Below are 22,204 nucleotides of genomic sequence, written 5' to 3'. Positions count from 1 at the left end.
AAAAGATATGCATACCTTAACAGTAGGCGATAAAGCGCCACAGTTTACCCTACAAAATCAACGTAATGAGACTATCAGCTTAACAGAAGCATTACTGACAGGTCCGGTGTTGGTTTACTTTTACCCAAAAGCATCTACACCTGGGTGTACAGTGCAAGCCTGTGGCTTAAGAGACAGTCAGCCACAGCTTAATGATCTATCTGTGACAGTGTTGGGCATTAGTCCAGATCCAGTCGCAAAGCTCGCAAAATTCTCCGATAAGCAATCACTCAACTTCTCACTGCTAAGTGATGAAGACCACGCAATCGCCGATGCATTTGGTGTTTGGGGTGAGAAAAAGTTTATGGGTAAAATTTATGACGGTATCCACCGCCTAAGTTTTCTAGTTGGACAAGATGGCAATATTGCCCACATGTTCAATAAGTTTAAAACCAAAGACCACCACGAAGTGGTACTTTCCTTTTTAGCCGAGTAGATAATACTGATTAAATAAAAGGAGCTACGTTAGCTCCTTTTATTTTTTTAAAAGTATGGATATATTAAAGCCAAAGCAATAGACCACATTGTCAGGCAGATGAATCGATCCAAGTAGCACCATGCTTTAGGCTTCTGAAATATTGGACTTAAGTAGCGAGCACCAATACTTAAGCTAAAAAACCATACAAATGATGCCAACACCGCTCCGGCTCCAAACCATTGCTTTGCCGTGCCTTCAAACTGCACACTAATGCTTCCTAGCAGTACCACGGTATCTAAATACAAGTGTGGATTAAGAAAGCTGATTGCTAATGTGGTTATAACTGCTTTTTTGAGACTATCAGCGGCTAACTCTTGCTCATTTTCCATTATTTGCTCTGAAAAAGACGATTTCAACGCTCCATAACCATATATAAATAGAAAGATAGCACCACCAAAACTGGCGATATCTTTGATCAGAGGAAAGGCCAGTATAAGATGCCCAAGCCCAGCAACGCCTGCAGTAATCATTATGGCATCAATAAAAGAACACAGAGCAGCGATAGGCAATGAATGAGATTGCTTTAAGCCCTGCTTTAACACAAATGCGTTTTGTGCCCCAACTGCCATGATGAGACTGCCACCAATTGCCATTCCCTGAATGAATGCTGTTTGCATGAAATTACCTGAAATATAAAGACTAAGAATTAGCGAGCAGAATATTCCTCCAATAAAAATAAGTACAACTAATTAAATTTATGTATCATTAGCAAAACTTATAACCGTTCATTTAGTCTCCTATGTTTGATTACGCCCATTTAAAAGCACTATCGATAGTGGTATCACAAGGCGGTTTTGATAAGGCTGCTAAGCTCCTTTTCATTAGCCAGTCAGCCGTATCACAACGGATAAAACAACTCGAAGACAAAGTAGGCCAAGCCCTAGTCGTTCGCGCTACACCTGTGTATGCCACTGATATGGGGAAGAGACTGCTGAGGCATTATGCACAAGTACAGTTACTTGAGAGTGAACTGCGCACTGAAATGAACGTTGATGACCCATCATTGCCGACGGTTGTGCGTATCGCCGTCAATGCTGATAGTTTAGCCACTTGGTTTTTACCCGCTCTGACTGAAGTATTTAAACGTCACAAATGGCTATTAGAACTGGTTGTTGACGATGAAGCCTACACCCATCATTTGCTAAAAAGTGGTGACGCGGTTGGCTGTGTAACCACCAGCCAATCACCTATGGCGGGCTGCAGTAGTGAATACCTTGGCAACATGGAATACATGTGTGTCGCAACCCCAGATTTTATCGCCGAGTACTTTGAGCAATTGACCCAGCAGCCCGATTCGATACTTAAAGCCCCAGCAGTGGTCTTTTCCACCAAAGATAAGCTTCACGATAAGTTTCTAAATTTTTATTTTGGTATCAACGAAGGCAGTACACGAGAGCATAAAATCCCTTCATCTGAAAGTTTTCTCGAAGCGATAACGATGGGCTTAGGCTATGGCTTAGTGGCTCATCTGCAAGCAAAACCATTAATGGAAAGTGGTGACTTAATCGAAGTATTCCCAGGTAAACGAATGCAAGTCCCGCTTTATTGGCAACATTGGAACATAAAAGCTAAACAAACAACTATCGTTTATCGTTCGCTAGCAGCCACTGCACGCCACTTACTCATTAATCCCGAATGAAAAAGGGGCATCAGCCCCTTTATGTTTTCGATGTAGCAGCTGACTTATTTAACCAAAGGATCAGCTTCGACGACTTGCTCTGCAGAAGCACCATGAACGGGCCATGCGTTGATAACCGCTTTAACGAGTGACGCTAACGGTATAGCAAAGAAAACACCCCATACTCCCCACAGGCCTCCAAACACTAATACAGCCGCGATAATAAATACTGGATGCAAATCAACCGCGTCGGAAAAGAGAATAGGCACAAGTAAATTACCGTCCAATGCTTGGATAATACCGTAGCCGATCATCAAGTAACCAAACTCTGAGCTGATCCCCCACTGGAAAAATGCAACTAATGCGATAGGTAATGTCACCAGCGTTGCACCTACGTAAGGGATTAAAACCGACAGACCCGTTAATACCCCTAGCAGTGCTGCATATCTTAGATCCATCACAGCGAAGAAGGCGTAACTTACCACACCGATAATGACAATTTCGATGATCTTACCGCGAATATAATTAAAGATCTGTTGATGCATCTCATTCCAAACTTTGCGTGCCAAATCACGGTTGGAAGGAAAGAACCGCTTACTACCACGCAATAGCTCATCTTTGTCTTTTAAGAAGAAAAACACCAATAGTGGCACCAATATCGCGTATACCATTAACACTAACAACGAAGCTGAATAACCGAGTAACTGCTTGCCGATATCCAATAGGTGTTGGGTATCGAGCATTTTTTTCAGTTCGGCGACCATGGTGTCTAACTGTGTTGGGTTAACAAATTGCGGATACTGGTTTATAAACTGCTGTGCAGTAAATAACCCTTTATCAATCATACTTGGCAGGTCACCTATCAGGCTAACACCCTGTTTCCAGAGGCTTGGGATCAAACCAAAACTGATCAGTAACATTAAACCAATGAACAGAATCAACACTAATGAAGCAGCCGGAGTACGGTTAATACCGATGCGTGCCATCTGCGCCACAGGCCACTCCAATAGAAAAGCGAGTACAAGCGCAACTAATAACGGCGCGAGTAAGCCACCTGCGAAATAGATAGCCAGTGCTAAACCAACCAGAATAAGCACTAAAGTAACAGCTTGTGGATCACTAAAACGTTCTTTATACCAACGACTTAAGATTGTTAACATTCATTTACCCTAATGCGACAGCGAGTGCTTGGTACTCGTGTCGATAAAAAAGATGTTCTACACCTAAAATGTAAAACAGTTTAAAGTCACTTTACTTAGTGATCTCAAGTGCTAAAACTGACTCTTTAGATTGTACTATTTGGTGATGATAACCGACTTTTTTTAAAAAACGGGGAACATCTTGCTTAGAACCGGGGTCTGATAACAAAACCCTTAGTTTTTCGCCACTGTCGATCTGCTTTAAAGCCAATTTAACTTTTACGAGTGGCAATGGACAACGAAAGGCTGTTAAATCAATAATAATCATAATCAACTTGCTATAAACAATCTAAGGCTATTATCCTAATAAGCAATGCAAACCACAAGCAAGCATTGTGGCCTTACAACAAGAAAAGCATAGCCCAATTTAAGGATCCGCTTGAGCAAATTAACTTTTTCCAAATCTATTATTGCAGGGACATTGGCATTTACCTTAGCAGCCTCACCTGTTACCTACGCCAATAACGACCTTCCTGATTTAGGTACAGCGGCAGTCAATACATTCAGTTTAGAAAAAGAAACCGAGTATGGTGATGCGTATATGCGCGTGATTAGATCATCTGCACCGATGCTCAATGATCCAGTATTGAATCAGTACTTAACAGAGCTAGGTAACAAGCTCGTCGCCCATGCAACTGGGGTTAAAACGCCTTTCTATTTTTTCTTACTACGTAATGATGAGATAAATGCATTTGCATTTTTTGGTGGTCATGTAGGCGTACATACAGGTTTGTTTCTCAATGCTGACACTGAAAGTGAACTCGCTTCTGTACTTGGACACGAAATAACTCACGTTACTCAACGCCACTTAGCGCGCTCGTTAGAAGCACAGCAAAAAAGTTCGACAGCAACAATTGCTGGCATGCTTGGCGCGATTCTTCTTACCATCGCATCACCACAAGCAGGTATGGCAGCACTAGCAACAACCCAAGCATTGTCTACACAGGCTAAAATTAACTACACCCGAATGCATGAAAAAGAAGCTGACCGAATCGGTATGCAAATTTTAGTTGATGCAGGCTTTGATCCAAATGGTGCGGCAAATTTTTTTGGTAAACTGGCAACGCGCTACAGGTTTACCACCAAACCACCGCAAATGTTGCTCACTCACCCATTACCTGAATCTCGAATTTCCGAAGCGAGAATTAGAGCACAGCAATATCCATTGCGGCATGTTCCGGACAATTTGGACTTCCAATTAGCAAAAGCGCGGATCCAAGTAAGGTTCTCTGGCTACAGCGAGGCCGCTGTATTGTCGATATTTGAGAAACAACTGAAACATCATCGTTATACATTTAAAAGTGCAGCGCAGTACGGTAAAGCCCTTGCTCTTTTTAGAATGGATAAATTTGAAGAATCAGAAAAGATCATCGATGAGTTGTTGGCTAGCGAGCCTAACAATCTATTTTTTATTGATACAAAAACAGATATATTGACTCAAAAAGGTGATTACAAGTCGGCTATCTCGCTGTTATTAAAGCAGCAAAAAATAAAACCGACTTCAAGTGTTGTTAACACCAACTTGGCCAACGTTTATATTGAGAATGATCAAACTGAAAAAGCGATTCCGTTACTAGAAGATCTGATTTTTCTCGACAAGCAAGATCAACTTGCATATTTTCTGCTAACAGAAGCCTATAAAAAGAATGGCAACAAGGCGATGGAACACTTTGTCAAAGCTGAATCCTTAGCGCTCGCAGCCGATTATAAGACTGCCATTGATCAGCTTAATTTCGCTTATAAGCAGTCAAAAGAGAATCCACTGCAGTTAGCTCGTATAGAAGCTAGGATTAGACAATTTAGACAAGCAGACAGAGCGATGGAGTCATTACAGTAAATGTGACTCATATCACCATTTAAAGTATGATATTGGCAAAATTAGCAGAAGTTAAAAATAACTATGACAAACGTAAATATTATCCATAACCCAAGATGCTCAAAAAGCAGACAAACCCTTGCATTGCTTGAAGAGCAAGGCTGCGACATTACGATAATAGAATATTTAAAAACGCCACTTTCAACCACTGAAATCAGCAGCATTCAAGCAAAACTTGGGGTTAGCCCGAGAGAGATGATGCGAGTGAAAGAGGATGAGTACAAGCAGCAAAACCTTGCAGATAAAAATGTTACTGACGCGCAGTTAATCCAAGCGATGGCCGATACGCCTAAATTAATCGAACGTCCTATTGTATTGGCAAACGATAAAGCTGCTATCGGTCGCCCACCAGAAAATGTTTTAACCATTTTATAAGAGAGCAAGTAAATGGAGTCATCCACCCTTTTTAAATTATGTCGTACTGGGTATGTTCTTTTAGTCATAATGCTGAGCTACTGGTTTATTCAGCAAGGCATATCAGGCGAATACTCGATGATATTTAGCCTGTTATGGTTAATCCCGCTGTTGCTTCCTTTGAAAGGGATTTTAACGGGTAAACCTTATACTTACGCCTGGGCAAGTTTTATATTGTGTTTATACATGCTGCATGCGCTTACGTTAGTTTATGTTACAGAGACCAACTTAGCGTTCGCCGTTATCGAATCCTTGTTAATCGGCGTACTACTGATTGGTTTTCCGTTTTACGCTCGGATCAGAGGCCGCGAATTGGGGCTTGGACTGAAAAAAAAGAAAAAGTAATCAACAACAGCCATAGGCTGGTATCTGCCAGCCTTTCTATTTACTAAATATCTCCTCACTTCTTAACTTCCTGTTCTAAACAGTCTAGTCACTGTTATTGCACCATAAAAAGCAGACAAATATGTAGAAAAAACAAACTGCATGCTATATTTGATTAATAGCAAAGCAATAATAACAATAAAAATTTGAGGTCAGGTAATGTTAAGCAATAATCAACTGATTTTACTCAGTATACTCGCGCTAACTGCATGTGGTGGAAGCAGTGATAATGCAGATAGTGATTTAATTCCCCCGCCAATTACCGATCAACTTGTAAGATGTGAAGTTCAATCTAACCTCTTACAAGAATCCAGTTCATCTAATATAATTTTTCATATAGAACCAAGTTATCACTCATTACAACCAGCTGTAATTGCGGCAACAGTAAACGGTGCTGAGAGTTCAAATTACACATTTAGCTGGTCTCAAAAATCTGGTGATGCATTGGTATTAAAATCGACTAACAGCCCAATGCTCGCTTTTACCGCTTCAACAAGTGGTAGTTATCAATTTGAACTCATCGCGACCGGTGAAAATAATTCATACAGTGCTATTGCTACAATTGACGTTATTGATGGTCAAACAAACCAATTAGCGATAAGAGTTGATCATCAAGTAACGATGGGAAGCGGCGTTAGTTTTAGGATTGATACGCCACCGTCAGCAACTCCAGAAAATATTAGTTGGTGCTTAGCGGCTGGTCCAAACATTAATGTCGATCTTTCTAATTTAGAAAACCCGCTATTTACGGCGCCGAATGTTGACCAAGATACTTTTGCTATTTTAAGAGCATCTGCAACTATTAATGGCCAACAAAGCTCTGATGACGTGCATATACTTATAACCAAAGAAGCGCCTATTACCTCGCCATACTTCGACTCTCCAATCGCGCGAACATTCAGTTATCAACCTAATTCGCCCTATAAATCGATATTACGCGATTGCGTCTATTCCAACCAGTTACAACAAAGTTGCACCATAGAGCAATTACCACTTATCGGACAGGAATCGAACAGTGGTAAGCAACAGATACTAGATAGACTGTTAGTTTCACACCAATGGATGGGGGAGAATTTCGAGTATTTTCTAGATAACTTAGACGCGGATAGCGACTTTGCCACCTTACTTCAATCAGTTACCGCGATTGTTATTAGCTACGATGTACGGCCCTCATTCTATTGGGTCGCCACAGGCGCAATCTACCTAGACCCGAACGATTTATGGCTGCTTGCAGAAGAAAGGGATACCATCAATGAAGCACCAGATTATCGCAGCGGTTTTGGCAATGAATTACAGTTTCTAATGCCATGGCGCTATGTAAAGAATAACCAATATACTTCCTATGTTACCCCACGCAGTACACGCATTAACCGCACCCCCGCTGAGATGCAGCCAGACTTAGCATCCCTGCTCTATCACGAACTCGCCCACGCCAATGATTTTTTCCCCCGAAGTATTCACCTTGCTCTTCAGGGACCGACACTATTGGACGATTATGAAACAAGAAATAGTCAACAATTGCTGGTTTCTGACCAATTAACAGCTAAATACCCATTAAACAGCGCTGAAATGGCGAGTTTGGCAAATGTCAGCTTTAGAGGTGAATCGGCAACAGCGCAACAAAAGTCATACATGCCGAGTGATATCAGCAGCTTCTTTTCTACTGATACAGCATCTGATTACTATGCATTCTCAACACGCAGAGAAGATGCGGCGATGCTATTTGAAGAGGCAATGATGAGTCACAGACTCGGTATTCAAAGGGATGTAGGTGTAACCGATAAGCCAGATGCTGTTTCAGCAGATACCATTACAGTTGATTGGGGCCAAAGAGGCAGAGTTGGCGACGATTCGCTGCAAAATAGAGCTGCCTTTGTTATTAGTGAAATATTTCCAGAGCTTGATGCAACAACACTCGTTAAAAATTTACCTCAACCCATTCCTATGGCGCAAGGCGCAACTTGGTCTGAAAACCTTGTTATTTCCCCGGCACTTAAGAATAGCGTTAATCGAGTAGCGTTCACCGTTCCAGCAAATACTCCAGCAGTAACATTAAGTGGTAGCAGGCACCAGTTACCCGTAGATTAAACAGGTGATAAAACCGCCCAACAAAAAGCCCAGTGTATTCACTGGGCTTTTTGTTGCTAGTAAATCACCGCTATAAGCGCAACATCTCTTTGATAAACGGTATCGTCAATTTACGTTGATGAACCATAGAAGCTTTATCTAAACGATCGAGAACATCAAACAATGTCCTTAGATCTCGAGCTAAACGATTTAACAAGAAACGACCAACGTCTTCTGAAAGCTGTAACCCACGCATTGCAGCACGCCGTTGCAATGCGGCTAACTTTTCATCATCTGCCATTGGTTGCAGCTGATAGTTAAGCCCCCATTGCATTCTAGATATAAGATCCGGCAAAGCAAAACCGGTATCACTTGGGGAGACACTCGCGCTCAAAACTAACGAACAAGTCTTTTGTTCTGAGATCCTATTATAGAGATCAAATATGGCTTCTTCCCAGACGGGATGCCCTGCTATCGCATTCACATCGTCAATACACACCAAATCAATTTTTTCTAAGCCTTCTAGTAAGGCAGGAGAAATACTGGCATGGATCCCAAGTGGAATGTAAAAACTACTTCGACTAAGCTCGTTAGCGTGGGCACATGCAGCATGCATTAAGTGTGTTCGACCTGATTTTTCAGGGCCCCAAATAAACACAGCCCCTTCGGCTCGACCTTCAGCACAAGCTTGTAAACTTTGGATCAGTTCATCATTACCTGCAGCTGGATAATAACTGTTAAAGGTCTCATCATCTGGTAGATGAACAGGTAGCGATAATTGTAATGGTGAGTTTGATTTCACTCAGGAGTTTCTCGACAACGCAGTATTTCAATTTAGGTGCACATATTAGCATGCGCACCCGTAAATTGGGAGTTATTGCCCCTTCCAATAGTAGATCTGTGTCGGTTTATTGGTATTGGTCTCGCTACCAAAGTTGGCGTACACAATATTATCACTTGTGCCATTAGCTATAGATTCAATGCGGGGGTCGAGATTCATTAACCGGTGCAAATCCTCTTCATTACCAAAAAGGCCTAAGTTAAACTCTACTGTCATTCCTTCAATACTTGCTACAGTTACCGTTTTGATAGCACTTAATTGATTTAAATACTTTTCAATTTCGACAAGTTGCTTCATTTCACTTACATCAGTAAAGCTAATTTTTGTTGTCAGCTTTTCGCCCGAGTCAGCAATTGCGTATTGGCTTACGTAAAACTCACTGGCCGCAGCTGTAATATCGGTAACCGCTTGCTCTACACTTGCAGACTCGCCACTATGACTCGTCGATGGAGTGTATTGGCTAGCGCCAGCGGTTAACTCTCTTGGATACAGTGACATCTGATAACGATAAACGGCACCTTGTGGAGAGATCGTTGCCATTATAAAGTAGTTAGCTTGATATCTGAGGGATGCATTTGCCACATTAGCAGTAAATTGGCCACGAATATCGTTAACCCCAACCTGCATAGAGTCATCTAGATCCATTAACGGGAACAATAAAGGCACACCACGATTGGATGATTGTGTATCAAATGATGTGCGAGTGATCGATGTTGAAGCATCATTTAAAATCTTTCTTTCACCCTCAATTTCTTCAACTAACCATACTAGTGTCAGTGGACGTTGTTTCCCCCAAACGGGTAAACCTGCTTGACGTAACAAACTGATCAGACGTTTGTGGTCAAAACTTACCTTAATGAATAACTCACCATCCAAATCTTGATATCCATACTGTGTCATCATTGCGCTAGCATTAGCTAGTTGCTTCACCACTTCTGGGTGAGTTAATGCGCTCTGAGTTCCTGTATTTTTTAATACAACTTCCTTCAAGCCCCGTTTTATCGCCTGACTTCTCAAATTTTTAGCCCTTGAGTCCACAGGTACTAGGCTTTCGTCTAGGTTGTATACTTCAGCAGATCCAGCTGAAAAACAAAATAACAAGGGCAACATCATCATGTAACGACAGACAGTTTTAAGCATATTATAGGCTTCAACAAACGACACAGTTAACTAAATTGTACCACAGTCGGCGTAATTAGGAATTTTATAGCGTCAAGTTTTCTCCCTTAAGATCAGTGTTGTTTGAACAAAATCGCTGTAAATTTTGTTTCATAAAGATATGATTGTTAAGTTTATTAAAATAAGAGAATAATAATGAAATACCTTACACTCCCTTTACAGGGGGCCCAGATGCTATTTGTAGCATTTGGTGCACTCGTATTAATGCCTTTGTTAACAGGTTTAGATACCAATGTCGCACTATTTACTGCAGGTATCGGGACACTTCTTTTCCAATTGATAACTAAACGTCAAATTCCAATCTTCCTAGCATCTTCCTTTGCCTTTATCGCGCCAATTATGTATGGCGTACAAACATGGGGGATCCCGTCAACAATGGGGGGGCTCATGGCGGCGGGTTTCGTGTATGTATTACTGGCAACGGTTGTAAAAATCAGAGGGGCTGGCTTTATTAAACGTCTGTTACCGCCTGTGGTTGTTGGACCCGTTATCATTGTAATTGGTTTAGGTTTAGCACCAGTCGCCGTTAATATGGCAATCGGCAAAACAGGTGACGGCAGCTTAATATTAGTTGAGCAAAATACTGCTTTGATTATCTCTTTAGCTTCACTATTTACAACTATAGCCGTCGCTATCTTTGCAAAAGGAATGCTAAAACTGATGCCGATCCTTGCCGGTATTTCAGTTGGTTACGGTCTAAGTTTAGCTTTTGGTATTGTTGATTTCTCGCCTGTAGCAAATGCCAGCTGGATAGCGATGCCAAATTTTGTCGCACCTGAATTTAACTGGCACGCGATTCTGTTTATGATCCCCGTCGCAATCGCCCCAGCAGTTGAACATATTGGCGATATTCTAGCTATATCGAATGTAACCGGAAAAGATTTCATCAAGAAACCAGGTCTGCATCGAACATTAGCGGGTGATGGTGTCGCAACAATTGCATCATCAGCATTTGGTGGACCTCCAAATACGACTTATTCTGAAGTGACCGGCGCAGTAACACTGACAAAAGCATTTAACCCAGTGATCATGACATGGACGGCTATTACTGCCATTTTGTTAGCGTTTGTTGGCAAGTTAGGCGCACTGATGCAAACGATTCCAGTACCTGTTATGGGTGGAATAATGTGCTTACTGTTCGGCTCAATCGCTGCGGTAGGTCTCAATTCATTAATCAAGAATCACGTCGATATGAATGAGCCACGTAACTTAAGTATTGTAGGGGTAACTTTAGTCTTTGGTATTGGTGGTATGGCTTTTGGTATTGGCTCCTTTAGCCTTACCGGAATTAGCTTGTGTGGCATCATCGCCATATTAATGAATCTGGTACTGCCCGATAATGCAGCGTCTCATGAAAAGATTGTCAGTGATGATTTAGACCAAATCTAAATCGCACTCCGATGATTAGCGCAATGCAGCGAGCACTTGCATTAAATTAACTATAATCTATATCCCAAATAAAAAGCCCTGAATATCAATGATATTCAGGGCTTTTTTTATAGCAGCTATTGATTAGCTATTTGTTTGTTCGTCTTCAGTTTTATATTTTGCGGCTGTTTCCTTGATAAGGGTCTTTAACTCACCCTTTTGAAACATCTCAGTAAGGATGTCACAGCCGCCGATTAATTCGCCTTCGATCCATAATTGTGGAAACGTTGGCCAGTTCGCATATTTAGGAAGCTCGGCACGGATATCAGGGTGTTGAAGAATATCAACAAAAGCAAACTGCTCTTCACAGTTAATCATGATCTGTGCGACCTGAGATGAAAAACCACAGCTTGGTAACTTTGGTGAGCCTTTCATGTATACAATAATTGGGTTTTCGGCTATTTGCTGCTTGATTTTATCAACTGTTTCCATTTTTCGTTCCTGGGTTATACAACATTGCGTTGCCCTATTGTACGCCAGTATAGGCCAGAACAAAAACCTACTTTTAGCATGGATATTTACTAATAGAATTAATCGATTGAGATAATCGACTGTTTCGAATAAACAATGATACACTTCACAAGTTTATTAGGTAAAATGACCCGCAGTGAGCAAGAACGCATAATACTACAATCAAGAGTTAACGGAGAAAACTAATGGCTTTCGAATTACCAGCATTACCTTACGCAAAAAACGCACTTGAGCCACATATCTCAGAAGAAACAATCAACTACCATTACGGCAAGCATCACAACACTTACGTTGTTAAGCTTAACGGTTTAGTTGAAGGTACTGAACTTGCACAGAAGAGCCTAGAAGAGATCATCAAGACCTCTACTGGTGGTATCTTCAACAATGCAGCTCAAATCTGGAACCACACTTTCTACTGGAACTGCCTATCGCCAAACGGTGGTGGTGAAGCGACTGGCCCAGTAGCTGACGCTATCGTTGCTGCATTCGGTTCTTTCGATGCATTTAAAGCACAGTTCACTGACTCAGCAGTTAACAATTTCGGTAGCGCTTGGACTTGGTTAGTGAAAAAAGCAGACGGCACGGTTGCTATCGTTAACACTAGCAACGCTGCGACACCGCTTACAGATGAGTCTGTTACTCCAATCATGACTGTAGATGTTTGGGAACATGCATACTACATCGATTACCGTAACGTTCGTCCAGACTACATGGCTCACTTCTGGGAGCTAATCAACTGGGATTTTGTTAACGCAAACTTCGCAGGTTAACCTTAGAGTTACTCAGCGGTTATAAAGCTGTAAAAAAAATCCGGTCTCTTTCAGAGACCGGATTTTTTATATTCAATAAACAAAGGCTTTAAAACTTATAGATCACTGGTGCCATTGCCGGTGTTTGAGATTCAGTTGCCCGACCGGAAAATATCGCCTGTAAGTAGAATCCTTTACCAATCGTCGCAGCAATACTATCAGCAATCCGAAATTTAACATTCTGGGTTTTACCTGCTGGCATTACCGTTTCTCTCAATGCTTGGGTAAACATCATCTCATTAGACCAAGCCCAAACTTTTTTTCCTGTTGAATCAAACAACCTTAGGTCTGCTGTCATACCAGAATTGAACATTAAGGGTACACCGTAGGACTGACTATTGGTGTATTGCAGCGTCACATTCATCGCCGCGCCCGTTTGATGTTCAACAATTAGTTTGCCTTCAAACAACCCTTTTTGAGCTAATTTAGCTCGAGTTTCAGCATCACTTTTTATGGGCGTGACAACTATTGGTGAAACATCTGCATTGCTCTTTTTAGTCATATCAGTAACCTCACCCACGCTACTACTGCTTTGTGAACAACCAGTAGCTGCGAGTATCACCATGGCTAACGCTGTTTTACTTAACATTAAAATCCCCCGAATTTTTTAAACAAACTGTCTTTTAGTTTATTCGTTTCATCTTTTAGCTTCGAATCTAACAAAGCCTTTGTATCTAGAGCAAATTTCGGTTCAGACATTGTGCCACTTATCGCAAAAGGGATCTCAACACCGTATAGCGCATCCCTCTCGTTACCGCCCTGACCTTCAAGTGAACCGACAACCGAAGTCGTTAACTTATAATTCAGTGCTTCATTAATAACATTGGCAGTACCAGCACCAGTCAAGCGAATAAGTGGAGATGCCATATTAAGATCTGGATTTGTCACCACACCTTTAGCGACCTTAAATGAACCGGTCATACTGGTAAAATCTGTCTTTTGCTCACCAGAGCCACTAGATGACATATCACCGCCAAGTTTGGCTTTTGCATCTCGGATCATTTGTGGAATATTCACCCCATGAATTGCTCCATCAGCAATTTCAAACTTTCCGTTGGCTAATAAGTTCTTTTTAAGGTTATCAGGTAATAAACTACTACCTTTACCGGCGACATTAAAGTTCGCAGTCCCGTCAAGCATATCAACTTCAGCAGCATCAATAAGCAAGGCTCGGATATCGACCCCCGTTAGACGCTTATCAAACTCATACTTAGCGACTTTATTACGACCATCCAATTTTGCAGATGCTTTAATCGTGCCTCCATAAAGCGCTGCGGACAGTTGACTCACGTTGGCAACACCTTGTTTCATCGCCATTTTAAAGACCCAGTTTTGAGTCTTCATATTCGCAACTTTCACCGATTTCACTTTTACATTGACGTCTAAGTTCACAGACTTCATTGCTGTTAAATCTGGCTCAACAGACGCATTGTTATTAGTATTATTTTGCTTAGTGTTCTGGGTTTCTGCTTCCTTTTCAGGTAAGAAACGATCTAAGTCGACGTCTCCTACCTCAAGCTTAGCGACAACATTGGGCACCTTGTTGCCGTAGGCAATATCCAACTGCCCTGTTGCCTCTATATTTGCAGCACTAAAGCTTGCTAGCACTAGGCTCACTGTTTTTTTATCTAATGCCATTGCAAGCGACGTTGTTAAGTCAGCCTTAAGCTCACCATTTGGCATCCCTTTACCTTGCAGCAGATTTGTCACAACAAAATCGTTAATCACAACCTGCTGCAAGTTCTGCGAGACTTTTATTTGCCCTTCACCTGAGCTAGTAACATTAAGATCTGGCAATGACGCAGACAACTCATACTTAAGAGGTGCAAATTTATCTAATTGAAACCGCCCTAGTGTCAGAGATTTTAACGAGAGTAGCTGTTTGGTATTAGATTGATGGTCCAAATTGCTAATCTGAGTATTCGTAATTGAGATCCCGCCAATATCTAGTTTTGATAAGCTAATGCTCGATGTCTCATTGGCGGGCGCTTTTGAAACTTCGCCAGGCTTTGCCTCACCAGTAAGCCCGTCAAAGCTGCTTCGGCCATCTTTTTGGGTTTCTAAAGATAATGTCAGCCCATCTAAGTTTAGCTGAGAGATCTCGACCTCTTTTGTCAGCAGCGGCATTAACGACACTTCCGCAACGACTTCTGTAATAGAAACCATGGCAGCACTCTCAAACCCTTGTGGGTTAGACAGTGTAACCCCACCTAACTTAATGCCTAAACTAGGGAAAAAAGTCCAAGACAGATCACTATTAATCGCTAGGTCACGGCCGGTCTTCTCTTTAACAACCTCTACGATTTGCGGTTTAAAATTATTGGGGTCAAAAATCAAGGTAATATACAGCACTAACGCTGCTATTAGGCCTAACATTGCTACAAAAAACCATTTTAATAATTTCATGACAGATTCCATCTGAATAACAAAAGCGAATACTATAAATTTAGCACGGATAAATCTAAAGCTTGATTAGATATTGCGATACCGTTTAGATCAGCATACACATATGAGTGGGGTGATATAATGACGCCGTATATTTCAACCGCAACATTAAGTTCGCCTTGCCCTTTTTTGACCGTTTTAATCGGGTTTACACCAATTGCCTGTATACCTATTTTCATGGTTTTTAAGGCTGATACGTCTCTTACACAACCAAAAACCACAACTCCTTGCCAACCATTAACTTCAGCATTTTTGGCAATCATATCGCCAAGCAGTGCACAATCAGTCACTCCTTGTCCGTCAACAACGAGTACTTTCCCTTTGCCATTTTTCGACAGTTCTTCTTTAACTAGAGAGTTATCTTTAAAACACTTAACTGTTACCACTTCTCCCCAAAAACAATCTTCGCGCCCAAACGATTTAAACATCGGGGGTAGCAACGATAAACGCTCTGGGTATAAGTCGAATAGATCTGGTAATAAATCAAGCATAAGCATCTCCTTGCTTTAACGACATATAATATATCAGCTAGATTGACAGGTCGCAGGCCTAAACCCAAGCAAATAGTTGGCTTTTTAGCCTAAAATACATGATTTTCCTTTTACAGTTCTAGATTACAAACTATAATCTGAATCAATATCTGTTTTTCAATGTTAATCTTCCTTACCTCGGACTCCTATGAAAGAAAATCTTGATTTAGAAAATGCCATCGCTGCATTAGACCAATACGGTTATGAAAAGAAAACCAGCAGCGATCTCGAGCAAGCTAGAAATAAGCCACAAATGATTAAATATATTGACTCTCTCGATTTTAATTTACGTCGCTTACTTATTTTACAAGAGGCTGTAAATGAACTTGTAGAGAACGAGAAAAGATTACTAGCACAACAAGAAAATATTCAAACTTATAAGACCAAAATTATCAATTTGTCTCGTCAGTTTAATATCTCATACGATGAAGTGTTACAAGTGATGAAACAGCAAGAAGAAAACGCAACAAATTAGAACTATAAATAACAGCTAACAGTCAAAATAAGTAAAATCTTGTTCCATTGAAACAGCCTACGGAAGGGCTATTCATTGTTTTAATTACAGGGTCCCCTAGAGTATAATCTGCTTAGAACATATTCCTCCACTATTAAACGTCATATCTCAAGTCATTTATGTTTAACGATTAAAATAAAATTGCCACTCTAATAGCAATAGCATTAAGTATTTGACCCGTTCAGAGCCCCTCAGTCTTTTCAATTCAAAGCGCATTGGTAAAGAAATAGTTGTTCCCTTTTAAACCAATGCATAGCAGAAGTGGAAAGTTAGAGGCGCACACTTAGTGCGGCTGAAGTAAAAAATGAGCAAAACGTTGAATGGTCAAACTTGTAATGCAATTGGTATAATATCCAGAGTGACCATTTAATGTGAAATTACACTCTTTCTTGCTTCGTAAAATATTTTATCGAATTTTTCTTCCACCAACTCGACTTCTGTACTCGAACTCCAAGTAACACAGCAATGAAAACGAAGTACAATATCGGTTCGATAATCTCGGATTTAACGGACCAGTAAAAATGGACAGGTACCAGTATTGCAATTAAATAAACAGCATTATGTAATTTCTGCCAACGTCGTCCCATCTTACGCATTACTTTTTTGAAAGAGGTTACTGCCAATGCACTCAACAGAACGTAAGCCGACGCTCCCACCAGGATGTAAGGACGCTTAACAACCTCTTCAAAAAACAGTGACCATGCAAATAGCAGATCCAAACTGAAAAATGCCAAAATATGTAGACTGGCATAAGCAAAAACATAAAGGCCAACAAGCCGCCTTGTTTGTAATAATAAACCTTGCTTCAGTTTCTTGGCTAAGGGCGAAATTAATAATGTCGCCACTAAGGCATTTAACGCACCAATGCCAGTAAAGTGAATAATATATTGCACAGGGTCGCCCCCTGCTTTGTCACTTAATACTAAAAGCACCAAGTAGACAATCGGCAGTAACCCTATGGTGTGCATTAGGAATTTAAGCCAAAACAGAGACTTTGAGGTTAATTTAAACGACTTACTTTTCATATTTTACCTAAAAGTTTCTTTTTAGATTTAAGCCCTGATAAAGGCCGGCTACTGAATCTTCATATCCATTAAAAGGAAGAGTGGGGATCCGTTTAGCTGAAAATAACCCGCCCTCTGCAATGCGTCTTTCGGAAGCTTGTGACCATCTAGGATGATCAACGGCTGGGTTTACATTGGCATAGAAACCATATTCACTCGGCGCCAACTCATTCCAAGAGGATTTAGGCTGCCCATCTGTTACCCGTATGCGCACAATCGACTTAATACTTTTAAAACCATATTTCCACGGCACCACTAGCCTAATAGGCGCGCCATTTTGCGGTGGTAACGTTTTGCCATATAAACCCACAGACATAAAGGTGAGATCCGTCATCGCTTCAGCAATAGTTAATCCCTCAACATATGGGTAATTTATGCCACCACCACTATAGCGATTCCTTTGTCCTGGCATTTGCTCTGGATCATAGAGCGTTTCAAAAGCCACATGGGTTGCGTTACTCTTCACCCCAGCTTTATTTAATAAGCTTGCTAGAGAAAAGCCCACCCATGGAATGACCATCGACCAAGCCTCAACGCATCTAAAGTTATAAATACGTTCCTCTAAAGGCAACATTTTTAGTATGTCGTCATAGTCAAGCGTGAGAGGCTTATCAACTTCACCTTCGATGACTAATTGCCAGGGATTAACTTTTAGTCCCTGTGAGTTTTCAACGGGGTCGGTTTTACTGGTGCCGAATTCGTAAAAGTTATTGTGTGAAATAACCTTGTTTTCAGGAGTTAGATCGCCATATAGCAGATGATCATACTCAGTGTGCTTTGAGTGGGGCAATGCAACCCTCGCAAAAGCTGCTTTTTCTTCATCACTGGAAAACAGATCAAATACACCTGCATTTGCCTGAGACGACAATAATGCTCCAGCACCAACAAACCCCATCTGCTTTAGAATACGTCGCCTGTCATGGTAAACCTCTTCTGGGGTCACATCGCAATCTTTAAACTTGTCCCATGCAGCTTTGCTAATTATTTTCATTGGCCGCCTACCTCTTCAATTTATTATTTTAGAAACCTAATTAGTCAGACCGCACAGTCACTAAAAAGATTTCATTCGAGCCTAACATTTACAACTCATTAACAGCTGATTACGTCTTCATCATTTACCATTAAGAAGACGTTGTTAAGCTTGCAGTGTTTAAGCCAGCATGCCACTCTACCCTTTCATTTACCATGTTAAGAGCCGTCTCACATGCCTTTAAATATCGCTTTTTCTACACCTGAAATCATTATCTTAGTCGCAATCGCATTTCTTTCTATCTTAGTAGGTGCTCTTTTTAATCAGCGAAAAACAAGGGTTAAATGGGAATACGTTCGTAAACAGTTATTAGATGACATTGAGCTAACAAAAAATGAATTAAACGGCGAGATTTTGGAACTGAAAGAATCGCTTCATCAAAAAGACGCGCAACTCGCCTTTTCACAAGAAAAACTTGAGCAACGCATCGAACTTCTTGGTAAAGCGCAAGCACAGGCAGAAAGAAGTGCTGAACTTGAACAAACATTAGCGGACAATCAACGCAAGCAGATGGAAACTCAACTTGCGCTTTCTAAATCAAATGCGATGCAACAAACCATTACTGCTCGCTACGATGCAGAGCAACAGGCATTAAATGACAAGATTGAATTATTAGAAAAAGCTGAAGTGCGTTTAAATAACCAATTCGAAAATCTAGCCACCAAAATTTTTGAAGCCCGAAGTGAACAATTGCAAAACCAAAACAACCAGCAACTAGACAGTGTTCTAGCCCCTTTCAAGCAGCAATTAGAGGGATTTAGAGCTCAAGTACAATCCTCATATGCCCACGAGCAGAGCCAACGAAGTGCACTAAAACATCAATTAGATTCATTAACAGAACTCAATCTAAAAATGAGTCAAGATGCAATAAACCTGACTAAGGCGTTAAAAGGAGATAACAAGCAGCAGGGTAACTGGGGTGAGGTTATTTTGGAACGAGTGTTACAGGAAAGTGGCCTTCGTGAAGGACACGAATATGACACCCAAACCGATTTAAAAAATGATGATGGTAAACGCTTCAAACCTGATGTTGTGGTACACCTTCCAGAAAATAAAGATGTTGTTATCGATGCAAAAATGTCTCTAGTTGCCTATGAACGATACTTTAATAGCGATGATGAAGAAGTACGTTCTCAAGCAATTAAGGAGCATATCGTATCAGTTAGAGCTCATATTAAAGGCTTAAGCAACAAAGATTATCAAAAGCTTCATGGTTTAACGAGCTTGGATTACGTATTGATGTTTATCCCGCTAGAACCTGCATTCTTACTCGCTTTAGAGCATGATCCGAGTCTAGTTAATTTTGCACTTGAAAGTAACATCATGCTAGTCAGTCCAACCAACTTACTTGTAGCGCTCAGGACAATTAATAATATTTGGCGTTACGAGTACCAAAATCAAAATGCACAGTTGATTGCTAAACAAGCTGGGAAAATATACGACAAGCTTTGCGGTTATCTAGAAGACATGGAAAAAATAGGTCGTGCTATCGAGTCTGCAGACAAGAATTATCAAAACGCGATGAATAAATTGGCATCAGGAAAAGGCAACGTGATCCGCCAAGCACATCAGATGCAGCAGTTGGGAGTAGAAACCAGTAAAAAAGTTGACTCCCAGTTACTGGATAAAGCGCTAAGCTTATCTGAAGGTGAAATCATCTCGCAATAATATAGTCAACAAAACTCGCAATAGGGACATTGATAGAGGACATTCATAGATGCACAAGCAGTTAAGCGGCATTTTATTCGCATTAGCGACATTAATATCGTACCCGATAGTAGCTCAGACTTTGACGTCTGAGCAGCAGTTATACCTCGACGCAAAAAAATCGCTTGATAAGCAAAACCTCAATACATATTTGAAACAGCGTGAACAGCTCGGTGATTATCCATTGGCTATATATTTGGATTTTCATCAAAATATCGGTTCAATATTACAGTTACCAGGCAACCAAGCAGCTAAAGCCTTTTTGCAATTCCAAGGCAGCCCACTTTATAACACTGCACGTTCGCGATATTTAAACCGTAGCGGGCAACAGAAACGTTGGGATGATTTTTTAGCCGTTAGTCCAAAACAACCTAACAATATTATATTACAATGCTATTTCCTCAGAGCGCAGTTACAAAAAGGAGATAAACAACTTGCTTACAAGGGAGCTGGTGACTTGTGGCTTTATGGACGCTCTCGTCCCAAAGAGTGTGACCCACTTTTTAATGAGTGGAAAAAGGCAGGCTTTCAAACCCAAGAGTTGATTTGGTCAAGAATGCTACTCAGCTTTGAGCAAGGACAATACGGTCTACTAACTTATCTCTCTAGAAAGGTCACCCGTAACAAACAAGCAGCTGAACGTCTTGTATCTGTTTATAAAGACCCGCGCCAGCTACGCAACACATCCAAATACAGCGGTAAAGCAAAGATAAATGCCACTATCGTCGACATAGGTTTACGACGATTAGCGAAAAAAGATCTTAAGCAAGCAGTGAAACTGTATGCTAAATACCAAAAAGCCGATCGCTTTAGCGATTATAAGGGGCGGTTACTTAGCCGTTACCTAGTACGCAGAGCCCTCATTTACCAAGTTGAAGAGTTAAAAAGCTTTGCCGACACTATGCTTCCCTTACTAGACAGTGATGATTTAATTGAGATGCGATTGCGCTGGGCGCTAAGAACCAATGAACAAAAGCAGTTTAGATATTTTATTACGCTGCTTACAAAAGAGAAGCAAAATACCGCTCGTTGGACTTATTGGCGTGCAACCATATTACAACAGAGTGAAGATAAGCTCGATCAGCAAGCCGCTTTGGTGTTATTTACGGACTTAAGTAAACAGCGTAATTTCTACGGATTTAAAGCTGCAAATGTAATTAATGGTGTCTATAACGTGCAACACCAACCCACACAGAGCACTACTGAGCGTCAAAGTAAGCTTGCCAGTGATAAAGGCCTAGCGCGAGTGACAGAGCTATTGGCTATCGACAAGCAATCTGATGCCCGCGCTGAATGGGTAATGCTACTAGCTAGGCACAATAAAGAGATGCAAAGGGATTATGGCGTATACGCCGTAACGCATAAATGGCATAGCTTAGGTGTTCAAGCTAGCATTCAAGCTAAGCTTTGGAATGATATGGATATGCGCTTTCCATATGCGGCGCAAACTTCATTTACTAACGCGAGTGAAAAATACAAGGTTGATATTGATGAAATTAGGGCTATTGCAAGGCGCGAAAGTGCCTATTTCCCCAATGCGACATCTGGAGTGGGCGCTAGAGGATATATGCAACTAATGCCAGCCACCGCAAAGCAAACAGCTAAAAAGACCAAACTCAATTATCGTGGTACACGCAGTCTCTATAATGAAAAACTCAATATCGCGTTAGGCAGTGCCTACTATTCAAGTTTACTCGAGCAGTTTGATAACAACCGAGTATTGGCAACGGCCTCCTATAACGCAGGTCCCCATAGAGTAAAATCTTGGCTAAAGAAGAGTGATGCGAAGCTCAATGTAATGAGTTTTATTGAGTCAATCCCTTACACAGAAACTCGAGAATATGTGCAAGCGGTTCTCAGTTACCGAGTTATTTATCAAATAAAACAACAAAAACAACCTGAGTTGATGTCTAAGGAAGAGCTCATTTTTCAATATTAAACTATTCAATACTAGGGGCTGTTGATCTTTCACGGTTTTTTTTGCCGCAGTTTATTGGCTATTTTGACAAGGCGGAGGCTATGCCGTTTAGTTATTCTCCACAAATAGTCTACAACACAGTAAAAATAGCCAAGAAACGCTGCCCTTTGGATTCGACTCAATGCTTCTATTC

At 41.0% G+C, this 22,204-nt stretch carries 22 protein-coding genes; 11 read left to right on the top strand and 11 right to left on the bottom strand.

Annotated elements, in window-relative coordinates; genetic code table 11:
• Positions 1–7: 7 nt before the first annotated feature.
• Positions 8–475: a thioredoxin-dependent thiol peroxidase gene (gene bcp / locus AB4135_RS06360; protein ID WP_371991294.1), complete on the top strand. Its 468-nt coding sequence runs from the start codon at positions 8–10 to the stop codon at positions 473–475.
• 47 nt (positions 476–522) lie between these two features.
• Here the strand turns inward: bcp and AB4135_RS06355 are convergent, their stop codons facing one another.
• Entirely contained in the window at positions 523–1,134 is a 612-nt protein-coding gene (locus AB4135_RS06355; protein WP_371991292.1) for a LysE/ArgO family amino acid transporter, read from the bottom strand.
• Between the two features lie 122 nt (positions 1,135–1,256).
• Between AB4135_RS06355 and AB4135_RS06350 the strand changes: the two genes are divergently transcribed.
• Positions 1,257–2,156, top strand: a complete 900-nt coding sequence (locus tag AB4135_RS06350; RefSeq protein WP_371991290.1) for a LysR family transcriptional regulator ArgP — start codon at positions 1,257–1,259, stop codon at positions 2,154–2,156.
• Positions 2,157–2,200: 44 nt separating this feature from the next.
• Here AB4135_RS06350 and AB4135_RS06345 read toward each other — a convergent pair whose 3' ends face one another.
• Positions 2,201–3,295, bottom strand: coding sequence for an AI-2E family transporter (locus AB4135_RS06345; protein ID WP_371991289.1), 1,095 nt, complete (start codon positions 3,293–3,295; stop codon positions 2,201–2,203).
• A 91-nt stretch (positions 3,296–3,386) separates the two neighbouring features.
• Positions 3,387–3,602 (bottom strand): sulfurtransferase TusA family protein, encoded by a 216-nt coding sequence (locus AB4135_RS06340; protein WP_371991287.1) that lies wholly within the window; start codon positions 3,600–3,602, stop codon positions 3,387–3,389.
• 111 nt (positions 3,603–3,713) lie between these two features.
• Here AB4135_RS06340 and AB4135_RS06335 point away from each other — a divergent pair, with 111 nt between their 5' ends.
• The 4 genes from AB4135_RS06335 (at position 3,714) to AB4135_RS06320 (ending at position 8,096) form a co-directional block, all read left to right on the top strand.
• Positions 3,714–5,171 (top strand): M48 family metalloprotease, encoded by a 1,458-nt coding sequence (locus AB4135_RS06335; protein WP_371991285.1) that lies wholly within the window; start codon positions 3,714–3,716, stop codon positions 5,169–5,171.
• A gap of 63 nt (positions 5,172–5,234) precedes the next feature.
• A complete protein-coding gene (gene arsC, locus AB4135_RS06330) occupies positions 5,235–5,585 on the top strand; it encodes an arsenate reductase (glutaredoxin) (protein ID WP_371991283.1) in 351 nt (116 codons plus the stop codon).
• A gap of 12 nt (positions 5,586–5,597) precedes the next feature.
• Positions 5,598–5,969, top strand: coding sequence for a DUF2069 domain-containing protein (locus tag AB4135_RS06325; protein ID WP_371991281.1), 372 nt, complete (start codon positions 5,598–5,600; stop codon positions 5,967–5,969).
• Positions 5,970–6,167: 198 nt separating this feature from the next.
• The gene (locus AB4135_RS06320; protein ID WP_371991279.1) at positions 6,168–8,096 is read left to right on the top strand and encodes a PKD domain-containing protein; all 1,929 of its coding nucleotides are present in this window, start codon (positions 6,168–6,170) and stop codon (positions 8,094–8,096) included.
• 70 nt (positions 8,097–8,166) lie between these two features.
• Here AB4135_RS06320 and hda read toward each other — a convergent pair whose 3' ends face one another.
• Both hda and AB4135_RS06310 read right to left on the bottom strand, forming a co-directional pair.
• On the bottom strand, positions 8,167–8,877 hold the full coding sequence (gene hda / locus AB4135_RS06315) for a DnaA inactivator Hda (RefSeq protein ID WP_371991277.1): 711 nt from the start codon (positions 8,875–8,877) through the stop codon (positions 8,167–8,169).
• A gap of 72 nt (positions 8,878–8,949) precedes the next feature.
• Entirely contained in the window at positions 8,950–10,056 is a 1,107-nt protein-coding gene (locus tag AB4135_RS06310) for a DUF2066 domain-containing protein (RefSeq protein WP_371991275.1), read from the bottom strand.
• A 174-nt stretch (positions 10,057–10,230) separates the two neighbouring features.
• Between AB4135_RS06310 and AB4135_RS06305 the strand changes: the two genes are divergently transcribed.
• Positions 10,231–11,484 carry a uracil-xanthine permease family protein gene (locus tag AB4135_RS06305; RefSeq protein ID WP_371991273.1) on the top strand — a complete coding sequence of 418 codons (1,254 nt, stop codon included), beginning with the start codon at positions 10,231–10,233 and terminating at the stop codon, positions 11,482–11,484.
• Between the two features lie 123 nt (positions 11,485–11,607).
• On the opposite strand, the gene AB4135_RS06300 is transcribed toward AB4135_RS06305, so the two are convergent.
• Positions 11,608–11,955: a Grx4 family monothiol glutaredoxin gene (locus AB4135_RS06300; RefSeq protein WP_371991271.1), complete on the bottom strand. Its 348-nt coding sequence runs from the start codon at positions 11,953–11,955 to the stop codon at positions 11,608–11,610.
• A 224-nt stretch (positions 11,956–12,179) separates the two neighbouring features.
• Between AB4135_RS06300 and sodB the strand changes: the two genes are divergently transcribed.
• The gene (gene sodB, locus AB4135_RS06295; RefSeq protein ID WP_371991269.1) at positions 12,180–12,764 is read left to right on the top strand and encodes a superoxide dismutase [Fe]; all 585 of its coding nucleotides are present in this window, start codon (positions 12,180–12,182) and stop codon (positions 12,762–12,764) included.
• 88 nt (positions 12,765–12,852) lie between these two features.
• On the opposite strand, the gene AB4135_RS06290 is transcribed toward sodB, so the two are convergent.
• From AB4135_RS06290 to AB4135_RS06280, 3 genes are read right to left on the bottom strand one after another with little or no spacing between them, the layout of a single operon-like run.
• A complete protein-coding gene (locus AB4135_RS06290) occupies positions 12,853–13,392 on the bottom strand; it encodes a BsuPI-related putative proteinase inhibitor (RefSeq protein ID WP_371991267.1) in 540 nt (179 codons plus the stop codon).
• Positions 13,392–15,209, bottom strand: a complete 1,818-nt coding sequence (locus tag AB4135_RS06285) for an AsmA family protein (RefSeq protein WP_371991265.1) — start codon at positions 15,207–15,209, stop codon at positions 13,392–13,394. The genes AB4135_RS06290 and AB4135_RS06285 overlap by 1 nt, the downstream gene beginning before the upstream one ends.
• 32 nt (positions 15,210–15,241) lie before the next feature.
• Positions 15,242–15,739, bottom strand: a complete 498-nt coding sequence (locus AB4135_RS06280) for a putative 4-hydroxy-4-methyl-2-oxoglutarate aldolase (protein ID WP_371991263.1) — start codon at positions 15,737–15,739, stop codon at positions 15,242–15,244.
• A gap of 187 nt (positions 15,740–15,926) precedes the next feature.
• Here AB4135_RS06280 and AB4135_RS06275 point away from each other — a divergent pair, with 187 nt between their 5' ends.
• The gene (locus AB4135_RS06275) at positions 15,927–16,253 is read left to right on the top strand and encodes a hypothetical protein (protein ID WP_371991261.1); all 327 of its coding nucleotides are present in this window, start codon (positions 15,927–15,929) and stop codon (positions 16,251–16,253) included.
• A gap of 416 nt (positions 16,254–16,669) precedes the next feature.
• On the opposite strand, the gene msrQ is transcribed toward AB4135_RS06275, so the two are convergent.
• Positions 16,670–17,317 (bottom strand): protein-methionine-sulfoxide reductase heme-binding subunit MsrQ, encoded by a 648-nt coding sequence (msrQ, locus tag AB4135_RS06270; protein ID WP_371991259.1) that lies wholly within the window; start codon positions 17,315–17,317, stop codon positions 16,670–16,672.
• Between the two features lie 7 nt (positions 17,318–17,324).
• A complete protein-coding gene (gene msrP, locus AB4135_RS06265; protein WP_371991257.1) occupies positions 17,325–18,347 on the bottom strand; it encodes a protein-methionine-sulfoxide reductase catalytic subunit MsrP in 1,023 nt (340 codons plus the stop codon).
• 213 nt (positions 18,348–18,560) lie between these two features.
• On the opposite strand from msrP, the gene rmuC reads away from it, so the two are divergent.
• Complete coding sequence (gene rmuC / locus AB4135_RS06260; protein ID WP_371991255.1) at positions 18,561–20,054, top strand: DNA recombination protein RmuC; 1,494 nt, start codon at positions 18,561–18,563, stop codon at positions 20,052–20,054.
• A 49-nt stretch (positions 20,055–20,103) separates the two neighbouring features.
• On the top strand, positions 20,104–22,032 hold the full coding sequence (locus AB4135_RS06255; protein ID WP_371991253.1) for a transglycosylase SLT domain-containing protein: 1,929 nt from the start codon (positions 20,104–20,106) through the stop codon (positions 22,030–22,032).
• Positions 22,033–22,204 lie beyond the last annotated feature (172 nt).

Origin of the sequence: Shewanella sp. 10N.286.54.B9, assembly GCF_041468565.1 — a bacterium.
In the GTDB taxonomy this organism is placed as follows: Bacteria; Pseudomonadota; Gammaproteobacteria; order Enterobacterales; family Shewanellaceae; genus Shewanella.
This window is presented reverse-complemented; position numbering and strand designations above follow the sequence as displayed.